Origin of the sequence: Mucilaginibacter dorajii (assembly GCF_024808255.1) — a bacterium.
Taxonomy (GTDB): Bacteria; Bacteroidota; Bacteroidia; order Sphingobacteriales; family Sphingobacteriaceae; genus Mucilaginibacter; species Mucilaginibacter dorajii.
Window position 1 is genome coordinate 248,699 of sequence record NZ_JANTYS010000009.1, and the last position, 17,106, is coordinate 265,804.

Below are 17,106 nucleotides of genomic sequence, written 5' to 3' on the forward strand. Positions count from 1 at the left end.
ATTTATTTTTGATAAACACATACTCATGTTTTTTAACTCTTCCTGCAAAAAATCTACTCTCTCTTTATTGCCCCATGCCGCCGGCCTTATCATTGCGGTGTCGTTCACCGCTGTAATTTCATCGTGTGGTAACAGTAATAAACAAGCTGCTGCGGGTGCGCCCGCGCAGGTTTTGGATTATAAAGTGATGGAGCTGCAGCCGCGGCAGGCAACCCTAAATGTTGATTACCCCGCCAGTATCCAGGGGCAGCAAAATATTGAGATCAGGCCGAAGATTGACGGCTATGTAGAAAAAATTTATGTGGATGAAGGAGCCATCGTCACCAAAGGGCAGCTGCTGTTTAAAATAAACGCGCCCCAGTATGAGCAGGATGTACGTACTGCCGCGGCTGGCATTAAAACAGCCGAGGCTGACCTGAACCTTGCTAAAATGCAGGTAAAAAAAGTAAAGCCCCTGGTAGAAAAAGATATCATCAGTGCTTATGAACTGGAATCGGCCCAACTCACCGAACAAACTAAAGCAGCTGCATTAGCCCAGGCAAAAGCCTCGCTGGCCAATGCCAAAGTAAATTTAAATTATACCACCATCACCAGCCCGGTAAACGGGGTTATTGGCGCGTTGCCCTATAAATTGGGCAGCCTGGTTACCAGCAGTACCACAGACCCGTTGACTACGGTTTATAACACAGCCAATATTTACGCCTATTTTGCGCTTAATGAAAAGCAGCTGTTAGATTTTAGTCGCGATAGTTTGAATAAAACATCCTTTAAAACCAAGCTGGCGAGCCTGCCGCCTGTATCACTTATTTTGCCCGATGGCACTACTTATGAGCATGCCGGCAAGGTGGAGACGGTAAACGGGTTAATCAATACCGCAACGGGCGCAGCCAATGTGCGGGCCGATTTTGTTAATCCACGGGGTTTGATCCGCAGTGGCAGCAGCGCGGTTGTGCGCATTCCTAATTTAGTGAAAGCCGCGTTATTAGTACCCGAAAGCGCTACCTACGAATTACAGGACAAGCGTTTTGTTTACGTGGTTGACGCGCAAAATAAGATCAAAAATGTGGCTATACAGGTGATGGATAATACCGCGGGTTTATTTTATGTGGTTACCCAGGGCTTAAAAGCCGGCGATAAGATCATATTGGAAAGTTCTGGCAATTTACAGGATGGCACCGTTATTAAAACCAATGTAGTGAGTGCTGCATCGGTTTATGGCAACCTTAAATAACCCTATCTTTTTTATTCCTGCAATTATTAGAAAAGCAATATTATGCTTAAAAAATTTATAGAACGGCCGGTACTCTCTACCGTAATTTCGGTTTTGTTACTCATACTGGGCATTTTAGGCCTGGTAAGTTTACCGGTTTCACAATACCCGGACATAGCCCCGCCAACCGTACAAGTACAGGCATTTTACAACGGTGCCAATGCCGATGTGGTGCTGAAAAGTGTGATCATCCCGATGGAGGAGCAGATTAACGGGGTGGAGAACATGACCTACATGACCTCATCTGCCAGTAACGATGGCTCGGCCTCCATCACAGTATATTTTAAAGTGGGTACCAACCCCGATCTGGCTGCTGTGAATGTGCAAAACCGGGTATCGCGGGCAACAAGCTTGCTGCCCTTGGTTGTTACTCAATCGGGCGTTACCGTTGCTAAAAGCCAGAGCAGTAACCTGGTGATCTTTTCGCTTTACAGTGAGGACAAAACGTACGACGAAACCTTTTTGCAAAACTATGCCAAGATCAACCTGGTTCCGCAGATTCAGCGTGTAACCGGCGTGGGTAACGTAGACGTTTTTGGATCAAGAGATTATTCGATGCGGATTTGGCTGAAACCGGATGTAATGTCACGATACGGCATGATCCCCGATGATATTACCGATGCGCTTAACGAACAAAACATTGAAGCGGCTCCGGGAAAGTTTGGCGAAAACAGCAAGCAGGCATTCCAGTATGTTATCCGCTACAAAGGCCGCTTAAAAACAGCCAAGGAGTTTGGTGATATCATCATTAAGTCGGTTGGGAACGGGCAGCTGCTGCGCCTAAATGATATCGCGCGGATAGAGTTGGGTTCGTTGGATTATTCGTTCAGGATCCAGACCAACGGTTTGCCATCTGTAGGCGCGGCGGTAAGCCAAACGGCGGGTTCAAACGCGCATGATGTGATCGATCAAACTAAAAAGATCCTGGACGCCGCGGCAGAAAAGTTTCCGAAGGGGATGAAGATCACCTACCTGGTTGACGCCAACGAGTTTTTAAATGCCTCGGTCGAAAAAGTGATCAGCACACTGATAGAAGCATTTGTACTCGTTTTTATCGTAGTATTTGTTTTTTTACAGGATTTCAGATCGACCCTGATCCCGGCCATCGCGGTGCCGGTGGCTATTGTGGGGACCTTCTTTTTCCTTAACCTGTTTGGCTTTACCATCAACCTGCTCACGCTGTTCGCGTTGGTGCTGGCGATAGGGATTGTGGTGGATGATGCTATTGTGGTGGTGGAGGCCGTGCATGCCAAACTTGATCAAGGCTATAAATCGGCAAAGCGGGCATCTGTGGATGCGATGAACGAGATTTCAGGCGCTATTGTTTCTATCACACTGGTAATGTCGGCTGTGTTTTTGCCGGTTACGTTTATTACCGGCTCTACCGGTGTTTTCTATAAACAGTTTGGTATCACGCTGGCGGTAGCTATTATTCTATCGGCAGTGAACGCCTTAACGCTGAGCCCGGCATTGTGCGCGTTATTATTAAAACCCCATCAAAAGGGAACAAAAAAGCATGGGTTTATCAATCATTTTTACGTGGTATTTAATGCCTCTTTTGATGCGGTAAGCGGCAAGTATAAAAAATCAATAGGCTTTTTGGCCGGGCGTAAATGGATTGCTTTGGCGGCCGTAGCGGTATTTGCCAGCATCCTCATTTACCTGGTGAAAACCACCCCATCCAGCTTTGTCCCTAATGAAGACCAGGGTACGGTATTCGCCGCTATCAGTTTGCCGCCGGCATCATCTATGGAACGTACCGAAGCGGTTGCATCTAAAATTGACAGCATTGGGCATACTTTTCCAGAGGTTAGAAATACATTGAAATTGGTTGGCTTTAACTTCATAGCCGGATCTGGCAGCGCCTACGCCATGGTGATCATGAAACTGAAAACCTGGGATCAGCGTAAAGAAAAAGAACAAAGTCTGCAAAGTATCATTGGCAGGCTTACCGCTAAAACAGCGGGTTTGCGTGAGGCTAATGTATTTTACTTTTCGCCGCCTACCCTACAGGGCTTTGGGAACAGCGATGGCTTTGAGTTTCAGTTGCAGGATAAAGGAGGCCATACCATTGATGAGCTGTTTAAGGTGAGCAATACTTTCCAGGAGGCGTTGAAAAAACGGAAGGAAATCCAAAACCTTAACTCATCATTTAATCCCAACTTTCCGCAATACCAGGTTGATGTTAACGTGGCTAAATGTAAAGAGGCCGGCGTAACCGTAAACGCGGTGTTAAATACCTTGCAGGGATATTATGGCGGCTTATATGCTTCAAACTTTAACCAGTTTGGCAAGCAATACCGGGTAATGGTGCAGGCCGATTATGATTACCGCGCCAATGAAATTGGCCTGAGCAAGATATTTGTGCGCAACACGGCAGGTATCATGGCGCCTATCACCTCATTTATTTCATTGAAAAGGGTGTTTGGGCCAGAGTCTATTTCGCGCTTTAACTTGTTTACTGCTATATCGGTATCCGGTTCGCCTAACCCGGGTTATAGCACGGGCGATGCCATTAAGGCCATTCAGGAAGTAGCCAAACAAACCCTGCCTGCCGGGTACGATTTTGAATTTTCGGGCCTTACCCGCGAGGAGTTGAGCACCGGTACACAATCGGCCTATATATTTATGCTTTGCCTGGTGTTTGTATACTTTTTATTGTGCGCACAGTACGAGAGTTATATTTTGCCTTTCGCGGTATTGCTTTCCCTGCCGGTGGGTTTGGCGGGTACTTACCTGTTTGCCCAGATTTTTGGGGTAGGCAGTAATATATACCTGCAAATTTCGCTCATCATGCTCATTGGCTTATTAGCCAAAAATGCCATCCTTATTGTGGAGTTTGCCTTGGAGCGCCGCCGCAGCGGCATGGGTTTGGTTGAAGCAGCCATTGCCGGTGCCGAAGCCCGCTTACGCCCAATTTTGATGACCTCCTTCGCTTTCATTTTTGGGATTATGCCGCTGATGGTTTCAACAGGTGCCGGTGCTAATGGTAACCGCTCGATAGGTACTGGTGCCGTTGGGGGTATGTTTGTTGGTACGGTGTTCGGGGTGTTTGTGATCCCGGTGCTGTTCATCATTTTCCAGGCCTTGCAGGAAAAGATCAGCATTAAAGGGAAACATGATGATGAGGATGAAAACGATGACCCGATCATCACACCATCCGCTCATTAATGTATAATTGAAATTGAAATGAACCGACTGACCATAAAATATATCTCGTTTTTTACGCTCACTTTGAGCGTGCTGCTTTCCTGTAAGATCACCAAAACCTACAACCACCCCGAAGTGGGCACGACAGGTTTATACCGTGACGGGCAAGGAAGTGATACCACAACCATAGCCTCATTGCCATGGCAAAGCCTGTTTGCTGATACCGCGCTGAGATCACTGATCCAGGAAGGGTTAAATAATAACCTCGACCTGAAAACAGCCGTTCAGCGCATCCTGGAATCGCAGGCAACGTTGCAGCAAAGCAAGGCCGCGTTTTACCCGTCATTAAGCGGTAATGTTAACGTAACACGGTCAAAACAATCATCGGCAGGGTTAAATTACCCGGCGGGTACCATTGTAAATACCCTAACCACAAATTACCAGGCCGGGCTAACTACCTCATGGGAGGCCGATGTATGGGGCAAATTAAGCAGCACCAAACGCGCTGCATTAGCGGGCTATTTACAAACCGATGCCGCCAAACGTGCCGTACAAACCCAGCTGATAGCCGATATTGCCAATAACTATTTTACGCTGCTTGCTTTGGATAAGCAAATGGAGATAACCCGCGAAACCCTTAAAAACAGGATTAAGGATGTAGAAACCATGAAGGAGCTTAAAGCGGGAGCCGTAGTTACCGGTGCCGCTGTGGTGCAAAGCGAAGCCAACCGCTACGCTGCTGAAGTATCCATCCCCGATCTGAAACGCAGCATCCGGGAAACCGAGAACGCTTTAGATGTGCTCCTTGCTCGTGCCCCCGGCCCAATAAGCCGAGCCAGCCTGGCTGATGAAAAGATAAGTAGCGAATTACAGGCAGGCATCCCAACGCAGTTACTAAATAACCGCCCGGATGTACAGCAAAGCGAATACGCTTTTAGAGCCGCTTTTGAAAACACCAATGTGGCGCGGTCGTACTTTTATCCTTCGTTTACCATTACGGCGTCGAGTGGTTTATCAACCCTGCAACTGAAAGACTTTTTTGTTAACTCCATATTTTACAACATAGCCGCTGGTTTAACCCAGCCCATTTTTAACCAGGGCCTCAATAAAGCCCGCCTGCGCACCGCGCAGGCCCAGCAGCAGGAAGCGTTAAACAGTTTCCAGAAAACGTTACTGGTGGCCGGGCAGGAGGTTTCAAACGCCCTTTACGCCCACCAGACTGCCTTAGAAAAACAGGACGCCCGCAGCAAGCAAATAATAGCCCTGCAAAAATCTGTTGATTACACGCAGGAGTTATTGCGCTACAGTTCGGCCACCAATTATACCGATGTATTAACGTCTGAGCAAAACCTCTTATCAGCCCAATTGAGTGGTGTAAGCGACAGGTTGCAGGAATTACAGGCGGTGGTAAATCTTTACAGGGCTTTGGGTGGGGGCTGGAGGTAGAGGGGATTTATTATAAGAAACCGTCGTCATTTCGAACGAACCGGTGGGGTATTGTGCGCCGGAGGTGAGGAGAAATCTTGTAAAAGCGGACAATCGGCTGTGCAAGGCGTACAAGATTTTTCGCTGCGCTCAAGAGAGAGTTTCTCCTCGCGCCCAGCTTTTTCCCGGCGCTTGCTCGTTCGAAATGACAAGGGTTTCGTTTAATCTTTTATTCCGCCCTACAGCAACGGCGAAAACAACCTTGCAAATTTCTCGGGCAATTGCTTAAACAAAGGGCGTTTTTTCCAGGTTTTGGGGTTTATCTTTTTGGCGTCTTTGATGTCGTTATAAAAAGCGTCCCTGAGCTGGGTCGCTATTTCGGTATCGTATACCATGGCGTTTACTTCAAAATTGAGTTCAAAACTGCGGTGGTCCATATTGGCGGATCCGATGATGGCCAGCTTACCATCGGCTACCATGGTTTTGGCGTGCACAAAGCCTTTTTGATAAAGCCAGATCTCGGCCCCGCAATCCAATATCGTTCCGTAATAGGAACGGGCCGCGGCGTTTACAATAAACGAATCTGATTTATCGGGCACCAATAGCTTTACCTTAACCCCGCTAAGCAGGGCCATGCAAATAGCGTCCATCATACTTTCGCCGGGAATAAAATAGGGCGATGTGATCAGGATCTCTTCTTCGGCCAGGCCAATTACTTCCATTAGCGAAAACATGATGGTTGGTGTGGCCGAGTCGGGCCCGCTGGCGGCAATCTGTACCATGGCTTTGCCCTTTTTGCTGTTGGTAGTGCAAAAGAAATCCTCCTGCAACTTCAGGTGCTGATTGGCGCTGAAATTCCAGTCGCAGATGAACAGGTATTGCAGGTAAAACGTGCCCGGGCCGTTAATGCGCAAGTGTGTATCCCGCCAAAATACCGGATTGTCGTTTTCGGGCTTGTTGATATAGCGGTCGCTGATGTTGATGCCGCCCACAAAACCGGTGCAGCCATCAATCACAATTATTTTACGGTGATTGCGGTAATTGGTGCGGTTGGATAGGGCGACAAAAAAGATCTTATAAAAAGGATAAGCCTCTACCCCGCCCGCCCTTAGCTCATCTACAAATTTGTTGCGGATGGAACGGCTTCCAAAATCGTCATAAATGAACCGAACTTTTACGCCTTCGGCCGCCTTTTGGATCAATACGTCTTTTACCAGGTTCCCAATAACATCATCCTCATAAATATAATACTCTATGTGGATGTGGTGCTTGGCTGCCTGTAAGGCCTCTAAAACAAGCGGAAACTTTTCTTCGCCGTTGAGCAACAACTTCACCTCGTTATGGCCACTTAGCGGACTGTTGTCATTAACAAGCAGCCGCGCCAGTTTTTTATGGGTTTTTACCTCTTTTTCGCCGGTATCCCAGGCTTCTTTTGATTCCATGCGGATTTTTTTCAGGATCTCGTCAAGCAATGTGTTATCACGGACTATCTTTTTACTGTACAGCTTGTTTTTGCGGTAATTGGCACCTACGGCAAAGTAAATGATCATGCCTAAGCCCGGTAAAAGGATAGCGATAAGCAGGTAACCGAAAGTTTTACTGGTTGATACGGTATCATACAATATACGGAGGCAAACAAAGCCAACGAGTGCTATATAAAGGGCGGTTAGGATATACCAGTGCATATTAAAGGGTTTGGGTATTGATAATTTGATGGCCGGCTATCCGGCGCAGGTAAGTTTTTATTGATTGGCCGTTCCAGCCGCTTAGCCTGCCTTTTTGCAACAGTGCAGCGCTGGTTTTATCGCTGTTTAAAGGGTAGCTGAATGAAAACGGCGCATCGCGTTTGGCCCAGCCCTGCACCTGCTCAAACCGGGGGATATTGAAAAAGCTTTGCCCATTTTGATTGGTGATGATGTAATCGTTATCGGCAAATTCAATTAACCGGCGCAGGTGTTCGCTGCTTTTTGTTTTCAGTAAGCTATCGGCTTGGGGATGCCATTCAAAACTAATGGGGCTTTGGCTATCGTCCCAAACAGAGCTATAAGTGGTAAGGTCGCCCTGGGTTTTATGCACTACTACATACCATAACATGCTATTGAAGGGAGCCGGGGTGGTAAAATATTTACTTGTAGGGCTATTTAAAGATGACAGGATTTTACTGTTGACGGATGTTTTGCAGTAAACGGCAAAGCACAGGTAAAGCGCGGAAATATATAGCCCGGCATAAGCACAGGCGGCCCGTTTAGCATAGTGGCTATGTTTAAATACAAGTATGACGGCTGCAGCCAGCAAAGCAAGCGTGAATAAAGGATCAACCACGTATAATAGGTTAACGGAGAAGCGATGGTTACTAAATGGTTCAAGCAAGCCGGTTCCATAACTGTTGCAGCAGTCAAGCAGATCATGCAGGCAAAGCTCAAAACAGAAGAATGCTATTAAGGAAATGAGCGCAAGGTTTTGCCTTTTATGGATATGTTGGGCAATTAACGCTAATAGAAAACCTGTAATAGCAGTAAACAGGAAAGAGTGGGTTAACCCGCGGTGGATAAGAAAAGCTTTATCGGCTGGGAAGAATGGTTGCAAGGCGGTGTCAATATCCGGCAGGCATTGGGATACAGCACCCCAGGCCAGGGCGGATTTACCAAGCTTTTTGCCTAAGAGGACTTCGCCGGTGCAGGCACCTAAAGCTAAATGTGTAACTGTATCCATTAATAATGAAAAGGGTTAGTACATTAAGCGTTATTGGCGTAAAAAGTTTGGCCGGTGTTGTTTAAATATAGAGGCCCGGTTACATATGCAAACCGGGCCTTTATAAAGGTTATTAACCTTTTAATTATGTTATACAGCGGTGCCTCTTCTTAAGAAGCCAAATATTAAGGCTATAATAGCTATTACCAATAATATGTGGATTAAGCTACCAACCGAGTAAACAAATGCGCCCAGCGCCCATCCTATAAGCAGGATTACAGCAACGATATAAAGTAACGAGTTCATGATAGATTTTTTTAGTTGTTTTTGAAATGATTATGACAAATTCATTACAATTCAGGTGCCAATGCCTTTGTTGCGTTTATTTAACCCAAAAAGCAGGCTAAACAGATTAGTATACTATACAACTGTTGGTGTTAAAACCTACACTTTTAAATTAAAACTATAATTTATTAATTTTTAGTAGAGTATGAAATCTAAAATAACGGCTTATTCGTAAATGGAAGTATACGCCCCATGATGGATTGGGTATTGCTGGATGAGGGGGGCGTTGTTTATTTTATTGAATTACAAATATGCCGAACGTTGTTAAAAGTAGAATTAAAGCCATTGTTACCAGGATCCGAACGGTCCGGCGGTCAAAAAACTATTCGCAGGATTACATGGCCGCAAAGCTTAATATGTCGCAAAACGCCTATAGTAAAATAGAATTAGGATACACCAACATCTCCCTTGAAGATTTTATCAATATTGCCGGACTATTAGAGGCCAGCGAGCAAGAATTACTTGACAGTTTTTAGGTGGAAAGCTTAAGGCTAAAAGCAAAAAGCATGGAAAAGCCGGTTTTCTTCATTTATCCATTAACTCCAGCTTGGCAAAAAAATCATTAAACATCAGGTTGATATCCAGGCGGCCATAAACCCGGATGTTGCGGCCGCCCGCATTGTAATCATAGCCTCCCTGGGCGTTAATATTAGGGCATGGCTTAAGCGTGTACTCACTTGAGGAAGGATCGGCCTCAAAAGATGACTGCAGGGCGGTAAGTAATACCAGCGGACTATCGCCCAAAATATAAGTTTCGCCAATGTTAAGATGATATTGCTGCAATCGACCCATCAGGTTTTCGAGAGTGGTGGTTAAATATTTGCCAATCTCGCCATGTGGTTTAACTTTAGTGAGTAATTCTGAATACGGCAGCAGTGCCTGGCGGTAACCATTTCGCGGAATTTGCCATAATTTAAGCTGGGTATGGTTGAATACGGCCCTGGCAGCATTGATATCGATATTTAAATTATACTCGGGACTGGAGTAATTTGGCGGCGGCAGGGCAAGATCGGCATATTCTGGTCCGCCTATCCAAACCAGGGTAAGTTTAGATGCGATTTTAGAATCGGTAAGCGCGGCCGAAGCAATTTCGGTAAGGCCGGCACCGCAGATAACATAGAGGGGCAAATTGGTATCCGTGCGCGACGCTTCTTTGATGATTAAATCAACACCGGCGCTTTTAATTGCTGTAGTATCATTCTGCATCCCGGTATTGGAGCCCGCCACAACCGGAATTTTACCAGCCATTTTCATCAACGTTAATAATTCCGTTGCTTTTTTGGCAGCGTTATCGGCCTGTGTTGCAGAGTGATCAAAGCCATCCCCTACTTTAAGGTGCGAGCCAATGATGCCCCTGATCTCGACCGAGGGCGATAACAAGAGGTGCGTAAGCGCGAACAGGCCATCCGGATCGCCGCTAAAATCATTGTCGATAATAACCCGCATCCGCGGTGTTACAGCTTTGCTCATTACCGTATTTTGGGCAGACGAGTTAAACGGGATAACAAAAAACAGCAGCAAATAAGCAAGGCGATTGATCCTGGTCATAAAATTTAGCTTTAATGGTTGGCAATGCAATATAGCTGTTTTTGATGATGGCAATTAGGCATTTTAAACAAAACATTTTATCTTGCTTTAACAAATAAGCAAAAACATGTCGTTCCAGGGATATTTAAAAACCATCAAAGAAAAAACCGGCAAAGGCCCTGCCGATTTCAGGGCAATAGCCGAAGAAAGAGGATTTACTAAGGGTGGAGAACTGGCAGCCGGCACCAAAGCCGGCGATATTGTAAAATGGCTTAAAGACGATTTTGACTTAGGCCATGGCCATGCTATGGCTATTTATGCCTTGTTGAAAGGGATAAAGAATGAGGATAGCGAGTAAGGCTCTTTATTATGTTATAGGAGGTACGAAGTCCCGCGTACGTTGAAAATCACGTAAGAACCATCCTCTCCACCCTGTCATGCTGAGGAACGAAGCATCTATTCGCAAACTTTCTGGGCGAACATGCGTGGCGTAGAATAGATGCTTCGTTCCTACCCATGACAAGTCCACCATGTCATTGCGAGGCACGAAGCAATCGCATGCTCTACAGGGCGGATCTGCATAGTTCGCGATTGCTTCGTTCCTCGCAACGACATAGTTTTATGTTGTCATTCCACCTTCAGAATTTCGCGAAATTTTACAACTCAGCATGACAAACTTTTTTTCAATACGCGTCATGAGTAGACACGGAGTAATAACATCGTTGCGGTCGCCGTTTATCCTTCCGCTTAATTAATCTTCTGCCTCATATCAAAATGCTGGACAGTTTTAACCCCTGTTGGCCACTCATTAAATGCCGAGTAGAGCACGTATTTGTTTTCCTTATCAAACCCGGCAATCGTTTGGTCTATCACTTTACGGATGCCTTCGTTTTCTTTTTTGATGGCCGTGGTATCGCTAACCTTAACATTAGTAAGGTAATAGATCATTGGGAACGTACCGGTAGCATCTTCCTGGTTAAAGATCCGGATAATTTCCAGGTGGATGGGTGCACCCTTTATAGCCAGCGGTACCCTGTATTTGGCCGATACGTCGTTTAAAACCTGGTTGTAAAAATAGCTGATCTCTGCCTCATTGTCGTACTTCCAGATACTTGACGGCCGGGTACAGTTAATAGCCGAAGCGCCATAATTTAAGGCATTAACCAGGTAGCCTTTGGCGTAGCTTGCCTTGGCCGCGTTGTATAGCTCAAAGGCGTTTTTTCCGTTTTTGGCATAGGCGCTTGTTTCAAGCATGTTTAATTTCCAGCCGTATTCAAATTTGCAGTATACCGCGGTGATCATATATTGGTTGGGGATATTTTGAGGCACAAAACAAGCGATGTACATTTCTTTAACGCCGCCCGGACAGTAGATGGAATAATTTCCACCACCCTTTAAAACGCCTTTGATGGTATCGCCGTGAATAAAGCGGCTCGAAACATAATACTCGTCCAGCAATTTGTATTTGTCTTCTTTAAAGCGATTGCTTACCAGCTCAACCTGGCGTTTTTTATTGGTTACAGCGATGAAGTCTTCCGACATGATATTTTCCAGCTGGTTTTCATCATTGGTTTTAAGGGCGGCAAATAATTTATCGTTAAGATCATGAAACCTGCTTTGGTCGCTTGAGCTTATCTGCTCGTTTTTCCAGATGCCTGGTCCGGCGGGGCCGCTGTCGCAGCTTTGCAAAATAAAAGCAGTTAATAAAACAAAGGTGATAGTGCTTAGGGCTTTAATGTATTTCATTTTAAATTGTAAAAGGTTACTGTTACGATAATACATATTTTTAGCCATTTTCGGAAAATTTAGCTGTAGCATTTGGGTCATCTTTGGCGTATTGTAATTTATAAACCTGGTAATCAATGAAAAAACTATTCCTGCTTAGTTTTATACTTGCTCTTGTAGCAATCGGCTGTAAAAAAGACAACACATTAAACTCTAATCTTTCTGGTAGTTGGGAATTTCGTGGTGCTGCATGCTATTGTACGCCCGCTACCGATCCAAACGCAGCCAAGCCGGGCAACGGTAATATTTTAACCTTTGCCGGCAACGGCTATAAGCGCTATGTGAAAAACGCACTTCAAAAAAGCGGAACGTATACTATAAGCGTGATTACATCGGGCGGGGAAACCAGGAACAGGATAAGCTTTAGCAGCGATACCGCCTACATTCCGCCAAATGTTAAAATAGAAGGCGCCAAAATGACCTTTTATGGCGATGTGCCTGCGGCCGCTGATGGTCTTGAGCTTTATTATGAAAAAATAAAATAAAACCTGAGGGAAAGCATGGCGTAAACCGGGCGCAGAAGACTCACCCGGCGAGGCTTCGCCCGCCACCCTCTCTTCACCTGCGGTGGAAAGAGGGGCTTGAAAATTTATTACCTTTTATCTGTATACAATATCCACTGTTCAAACCCCTCTTTCCGGCGAAACCGAAGAGAGGGTGCCGCGCGTAGCGCTGGCGGGTGAGTCTTCGCCGCCATGCGATCTACGTCATTTCCATCTTCACAGTCCGCCGGATTTCAATATTCACAATGACGGTCTTTTTATTTATTTCTAAACAGGCTCTAAATAAATCGATAAAATATCAATTTAATATTGTTTAATAAATATTAAACATAAGTTTCCCCGCATGGACTCGAACCACGATTACCTGGACCAAAACCAGGTGTGCTACCATTGCACCACAGGGAAATAAACAGGAGGCCGGTACAGGAATCGAACCTGTGAACATTCCTTTTGCAGAGGACTCCCTTAGTCCGCTCGGGCAACCGGCCATTGTTGCGGGGATAGTTTACTATCCCGAAATTCATTTCATCTTTATTTTAATTTAAAAACCATAACTATGTGGAAATAAAAGGGATTGAACCTTTAATCAACACCGTATAGGGGGGGCGCTCTAACCATTGAGCTATATTTCCTGGTAGGGTAACCCGGACTCGAACCGGGAGCCTCCACATTCCAAATGTGGTAATCTGACCAATTGATATACTACCCTGAAAACAAAAAATCCCCTTAGGTTATCTAAGAGGATTTGAATACTTTATATCATTTATATGAATACGCAGCACGTCACCTCTGATAAATCAGTGGGGGGAATTGGCTTTGTATACATATTGTATTTTTCATGATGCAATGATACATAAATATTTTATTAAACAAGAAAAATATTTGAAATTATTTTCTTGCTCATAAAAAAACATGTGATTGCGAGTGGTAAAATCCCGCGGACTCGAAGGTGGAAATGACAATATAGAGCATGCGATTGCTTCGTACCTACCCATGACGTCTTTTAAAAACGTCTGTCATGCTGAGGAACGAAGCATCTATTCTACGCTATGCCTGTTCGCTCTGCCAGTTCGCGAATAGATGCTTCGTTCCTCAGCATGACAGGGTGGAGAGGATAGTTTGTTACGTCATTTTCACGTTCACAGTCCGCGGATTTTACTACTCGCAATGACATGGTGGACTTGTCGTGGGTGGGCACGAAGCAATCGCGAACTATGCAAATCCGCCATGTACAGCATGAGATTGCTTCGTGCGATGACATGGTGAACTAAATTGCGCGATACATCAGTTTAATGTTAACCATGTGAAAATACAAGACATTGATTGTGAGATATTTATAAAGAATATTTCTGAAATGTGTTAAGTTATGTTAACCCAAGTAGATGCGTTTGCCCCATCGCAACTCCCTGATTTTTATTTATTGAATTGCAAACCTTATTTTCGTAAAATTGGTTTGCTTGATAAGCCGATGCTATTTGTACCCATGCGTAAACCCCTCTTGCTATTTACTTTCCTGTTTTTTATTGCCACCCAGCAAAGCCAGGCTGTTGATATTAAAAGCATTGGTGTGCCTTATGTGCAAAATTATACTAAGGCCATGTACCAATGGGGTAACCAAAATTGGAGCGTAACCCGCGATGAACATGGCATTATGTACTTTGGTAATGCCGAAGGCTTGCTGGCCTTTGATGGTAAATACTGGCAGCAGTACCATATGCCCAACGGCCTTATTGTGCGCTCGGTATCTGCCGATGGTAAAGGAAAGATATACGCTGGTGCCTACGGCGAATTTGGCTATTGGGCCGATGATAAAAAAGGCTTTCTTAAATACCATTCGCTTTGCAGGCTGGTGCCCGCTAAATTCAACCCGGTTAATGAAGAGATCTGGAAGATCTATATAGATGGCGACCGGGTGATTTTTCAATCATTCGGGGCAATATACATTTATGCCAACGGGAAGATCAGCGTAATAAAAGCACCCAGCCCCTACCTGTTTATGTTTAAGGTAGGCAAACGCTTTTTTGTTGAGCAGGTATCGGCCGGGTTATTTGAGTTAAAAAACAACCGGCTTGAATTTATACCCGGCAGCAATATATTGGAGCCAAGCGGGGTGTTGGCTATATTGCCCCTTCCGCAAAATAAATATATCATCGGTACGGCTCAAAAGGGTTTATTTATTTACGATGGCCAAACCATAAAACCATGGGCAAACCAGGCGAACGATTTTTTAAAAACCTACCAGCTTAATAATGGGGCTGCCGTAGCCGGGAAATACTTTGCCTTTGGTACTATATTGAATGGGATAGTGGTAATTGATACGGCCGGTAACCTAATACAGCACATCAACAAATCCAGCGGGTTGCAAAACAATACCGTATTAAGTTTATATACCGATAACGAGCAAAACCTGTGGGCCGGGCTTGATAACGGGATAGACCGAATAGAGATCAACTCGCCGCTTTATTTTTATTTTGATAAAACCGGCAGGTTTGGTACCGTTTATTCCAGTATCATATTTGATAACAAAATTTACCTGGGCACCAACCAGGGCCTTTTTTACAGCGATTGGAACCCTGATAGCAACAGCAAGCTTTTCCAATCATTCGATTTTAAGCTGATCCCCGGCTCGCAGGGACAGGTTTGGGAATTGAGTTTGCAGGATGGGCGGTTGCTTTGCGGCCATAACGACGGAACTTACCAGGTAAACGGCAATAGCATCACCAAAATATCGAACATAACCGGCGGCTGGACAACCAAGCGCCTAAGTGTGGATAAACTGATCCAGGGAAATTACACCGGCCTGGTGATCTTTAAAAAAGACGCGGCGGGTAACTGGCTCTTTGATCATAAGGTAGAAGGTTTTGGCGAACCATCGCGCTATGTGGAGCAGGATAGCAAGGGGCAGATATGGGTGAGCCATGCCTATAAAGGCATCTACAAAATAATGCTGAGCGCCGATTTGAAAAAAGTAACAACCAAAGTTTATTACGATGGTAAATACGGACTGCCGGGCAGCTATAACGTAAACGTGTTTGACCTGGATAACCGCGTAGTGTTTTCGTCCGATTCGGGTTTTTATGTTTATGACGATATTACAGACCGGTTTTTTAAATACACCCAGCTCAACAAAAAACTGGGTACGTTTGCCACATCAAGCAAGATCATTAAAGCCATTGGTAAAAAATACTGGTTTGTTAATCATGGCCGTGTTGCCCTGGCCGATTTTTCGGTTCCTGGCAAGTTAAGTATCGATACCAACAGGTTCAGCATACTAAACGGACAAATGGTGCAGCATTATGAAACCATTAACCGCATCAACAATGCTACTTATCTCATTAGTATTGATGATGGTTTTGTGATATTGAATGATGAGGATGCGCTGGTCCCTAATAAAACGCAAATTCCGGAGGTGTTGATCCGCCAGGTTGAAAACATTACAGATAAGGTTTATACCTTGAGCGAGAATGGCAATGGCGTTGATGAAATAGCGCTGCCTTACGCCCAAAACAATATCCGCATTTCGTTTTCGCTGCCTTACTATAAACAGGCAAAAATAAAGTACCAGTATTACCTTGATGGCTACTCTAAACAATGGAGCGATTGGACGTCACAAAGCCAAAAGGAATTTACCAACCTTGACCAGGGCACCTATCATTTTGGCGTAAGGGCCAAAATCAACGATCAAAATGTATCGGCAATAACCACGCTCTCTTTTGTAATACTGGCACCGTGGTATGCCGGTAAGGTGGCTATGTTGTTTTATGTTTTACTGATTATATTGGCGTACTACGCCATCCGCTATTATTATCGCCTTAAATTAAAGCGTCATCAGCAACGCATCCACCAAAAACTACAACACGAAAAGGAAGAGTTTTTGAAACAAGAGGCTATAGCCAACGAACAGCAGATCATCAACATTAAAAATGAACAACTACAGGCCGAACTTGCCGGCAAAAGCCGGGAACTGGCCAACTCGGCCATGAACCTGGTTTATAAAAACGAACTGCTGCAAAAAATTAGTGAAGAGATCCTGCAGCTTAAAGACGGCAGTGGCAAAAAGCTGGCCGACGATCAATTGCGCCGTATTCAAAAGGTAATTGACGAGGGTATGAATGACGAGCGCGACTGGAATATTTTTGAAACCAGCTTTAACGAGGCGCATGAAAACTTCTTCAAAAAGCTGAAATCAGATCACCCGGACCTCGTTCCAAACGATTTGAAACTATGTGCTTACCTGCGGATGAATATGAGCAGTAAAGAGATGGCATCGCTTTTAAATATCTCCCTGCGCGGCGTAGAGATCAGGCGTTACCGGCTGCGTAAAAAACTCAATTTAGAGCATGATAAAAACCTGACCGAGTTTCTGATCGAGTTATAAAAAAAGGGGGCCTAACCCCCCTTTTTTCTGTA

The 17,106-nt window shown here is 44.9% G+C and carries 12 protein-coding genes and 4 tRNA genes; 7 read left to right on the forward strand and 9 right to left on the reverse strand.

All coding sequences use genetic code 11. The annotated features are described in order from the left end of the window. The first annotated feature begins 25 nt into the window (after positions 1 to 25). From FHS10_RS14705 to FHS10_RS14715, 3 genes are read left to right on the forward strand one after another with little or no spacing between them, the layout of a single operon-like run. Complete coding sequence (locus FHS10_RS14705) at positions 26 to 1,231, forward strand: efflux RND transporter periplasmic adaptor subunit (protein ID WP_259091726.1); 1,206 nt, start codon at positions 26 to 28, stop codon at positions 1,229 to 1,231. 42 nt (positions 1,232 to 1,273) lie between these two features. After that, complete coding sequence (locus FHS10_RS14710; RefSeq protein ID WP_259091727.1) at positions 1,274 to 4,441, forward strand: efflux RND transporter permease subunit; 3,168 nt, start codon at positions 1,274 to 1,276, stop codon at positions 4,439 to 4,441. A gap of 18 nt (positions 4,442 to 4,459) precedes the next feature. Continuing rightward, positions 4,460 to 5,866, forward strand: a complete 1,407-nt coding sequence (locus tag FHS10_RS14715; protein ID WP_259091728.1) for an efflux transporter outer membrane subunit — start codon at positions 4,460 to 4,462, stop codon at positions 5,864 to 5,866. Positions 5,867 to 6,084: 218 nt separating this feature from the next. Here the strand turns inward: FHS10_RS14715 and cls are convergent, their stop codons facing one another. The 3 genes from cls to FHS10_RS14730 form a co-directional block, all read right to left on the reverse strand. Next, positions 6,085 to 7,530, reverse strand: a complete 1,446-nt coding sequence (gene cls, locus FHS10_RS14720) for a cardiolipin synthase (protein WP_259091729.1) — start codon at positions 7,528 to 7,530, stop codon at positions 6,085 to 6,087. Between the two features lies 1 nt (position 7,531). After that, positions 7,532 to 8,557, reverse strand: a complete 1,026-nt coding sequence (locus tag FHS10_RS14725; protein ID WP_259091730.1) for a metal-dependent hydrolase — start codon at positions 8,555 to 8,557, stop codon at positions 7,532 to 7,534. A gap of 129 nt (positions 8,558 to 8,686) precedes the next feature. Then, the gene (locus FHS10_RS14730) at positions 8,687 to 8,842 is read right to left on the reverse strand and encodes a lmo0937 family membrane protein (RefSeq protein ID WP_259091731.1); all 156 of its coding nucleotides are present in this window, start codon (positions 8,840 to 8,842) and stop codon (positions 8,687 to 8,689) included. A 290-nt stretch (positions 8,843 to 9,132) separates the two neighbouring features. On the opposite strand from FHS10_RS14730, the gene FHS10_RS14735 reads away from it, so the two are divergent. Next, complete coding sequence (locus FHS10_RS14735; protein ID WP_259091732.1) at positions 9,133 to 9,357, forward strand: helix-turn-helix domain-containing protein; 225 nt, start codon at positions 9,133 to 9,135, stop codon at positions 9,355 to 9,357. A 49-nt stretch (positions 9,358 to 9,406) separates the two neighbouring features. Here the strand turns inward: FHS10_RS14735 and FHS10_RS14740 are convergent, their stop codons facing one another. Then, positions 9,407 to 10,429, reverse strand: a complete 1,023-nt coding sequence (locus FHS10_RS14740; RefSeq protein ID WP_259091733.1) for a nucleoside hydrolase — start codon at positions 10,427 to 10,429, stop codon at positions 9,407 to 9,409. A gap of 106 nt (positions 10,430 to 10,535) precedes the next feature. Between FHS10_RS14740 and FHS10_RS14745 the strand changes: the two genes are divergently transcribed. Further along, positions 10,536 to 10,766, forward strand: a complete 231-nt coding sequence (locus FHS10_RS14745; protein WP_259091734.1) for a DUF4287 domain-containing protein — start codon at positions 10,536 to 10,538, stop codon at positions 10,764 to 10,766. A 389-nt stretch (positions 10,767 to 11,155) separates the two neighbouring features. Here FHS10_RS14745 and FHS10_RS14750 read toward each other — a convergent pair whose 3' ends face one another. Beyond that, positions 11,156 to 12,154 (reverse strand): hypothetical protein, encoded by a 999-nt coding sequence (locus FHS10_RS14750; protein WP_259091735.1) that lies wholly within the window; start codon positions 12,152 to 12,154, stop codon positions 11,156 to 11,158. A gap of 116 nt (positions 12,155 to 12,270) precedes the next feature. Between FHS10_RS14750 and FHS10_RS14755 the strand changes: the two genes are divergently transcribed. Further along, positions 12,271 to 12,678 carry a hypothetical protein gene (locus tag FHS10_RS14755; RefSeq protein ID WP_259091736.1) on the forward strand — a complete coding sequence of 136 codons (408 nt, stop codon included), beginning with the start codon at positions 12,271 to 12,273 and terminating at the stop codon, positions 12,676 to 12,678. Positions 12,679 to 13,030: 352 nt separating this feature from the next. On the opposite strand, the gene FHS10_RS14760 is transcribed toward FHS10_RS14755, so the two are convergent. The 4 genes from FHS10_RS14760 to FHS10_RS14775 form a co-directional block, all read right to left on the reverse strand. After that, positions 13,031 to 13,101 (reverse strand) — tRNA-Gln (locus FHS10_RS14760). Between the two features lie 9 nt (positions 13,102 to 13,110). Further along, positions 13,111 to 13,184: transfer RNA gene (locus FHS10_RS14765), tRNA-Cys, on the reverse strand. A 71-nt stretch (positions 13,185 to 13,255) separates the two neighbouring features. After that, positions 13,256 to 13,328 (reverse strand) — tRNA-Ile (locus FHS10_RS14770). After that, a tRNA-Pro gene (locus FHS10_RS14775) sits at positions 13,329 to 13,405 on the reverse strand. It lies immediately after the preceding tRNA gene. A 657-nt stretch (positions 13,406 to 14,062) separates the two neighbouring features. On the opposite strand from FHS10_RS14775, the gene FHS10_RS14780 reads away from it, so the two are divergent. Beyond that, the gene (locus FHS10_RS14780) at positions 14,063 to 17,074 is read left to right on the forward strand and encodes a ligand-binding sensor domain-containing protein (RefSeq protein WP_259091737.1); all 3,012 of its coding nucleotides are present in this window, start codon (positions 14,063 to 14,065) and stop codon (positions 17,072 to 17,074) included. Positions 17,075 to 17,106: the final 32 nt, after the last annotated feature.

Bases quoted from the DNA above. Each gene is read 5' to 3' on its own strand.
- FHS10_RS14705 (WP_259091726.1), top strand. From the start codon at position 26: ATGTTTTTTAACTCTTCCTGCAAAAAATCTACTCTCTCTTTATTGCCC.
- FHS10_RS14710 (WP_259091727.1), top strand. From the start codon at position 1,274: ATGCTTAAAAAATTTATAGAACGGCCGGTACTCTCTACCGTAATTTCG.
- FHS10_RS14715 (WP_259091728.1), top strand. From the start codon at position 4,460: ATGAACCGACTGACCATAAAATATATCTCGTTTTTTACGCTCACTTTG.
- cls (WP_259091729.1), bottom strand. From the start codon at position 7,530: ATGCACTGGTATATCCTAACCGCCCTTTATATAGCACTCGTTGGCTTT.
- FHS10_RS14725 (WP_259091730.1), bottom strand. From the start codon at position 8,557: ATGGATACAGTTACACATTTAGCTTTAGGTGCCTGCACCGGCGAAGTC.
- FHS10_RS14730 (WP_259091731.1), bottom strand. From the start codon at position 8,842: ATGAACTCGTTACTTTATATCGTTGCTGTAATCCTGCTTATAGGATGG.
- FHS10_RS14735 (WP_259091732.1), top strand. From the start codon at position 9,133: ATGCCGAACGTTGTTAAAAGTAGAATTAAAGCCATTGTTACCAGGATC.
- FHS10_RS14740 (WP_259091733.1), bottom strand. From the start codon at position 10,429: ATGACCAGGATCAATCGCCTTGCTTATTTGCTGCTGTTTTTTGTTATC.
- FHS10_RS14745 (WP_259091734.1), top strand. From the start codon at position 10,536: ATGTCGTTCCAGGGATATTTAAAAACCATCAAAGAAAAAACCGGCAAA.
- FHS10_RS14750 (WP_259091735.1), bottom strand. From the start codon at position 12,154: ATGAAATACATTAAAGCCCTAAGCACTATCACCTTTGTTTTATTAACT.
- FHS10_RS14755 (WP_259091736.1), top strand. From the start codon at position 12,271: ATGAAAAAACTATTCCTGCTTAGTTTTATACTTGCTCTTGTAGCAATC.
- FHS10_RS14780 (WP_259091737.1), top strand. From the start codon at position 14,063: ATGTTAACCCAAGTAGATGCGTTTGCCCCATCGCAACTCCCTGATTTT.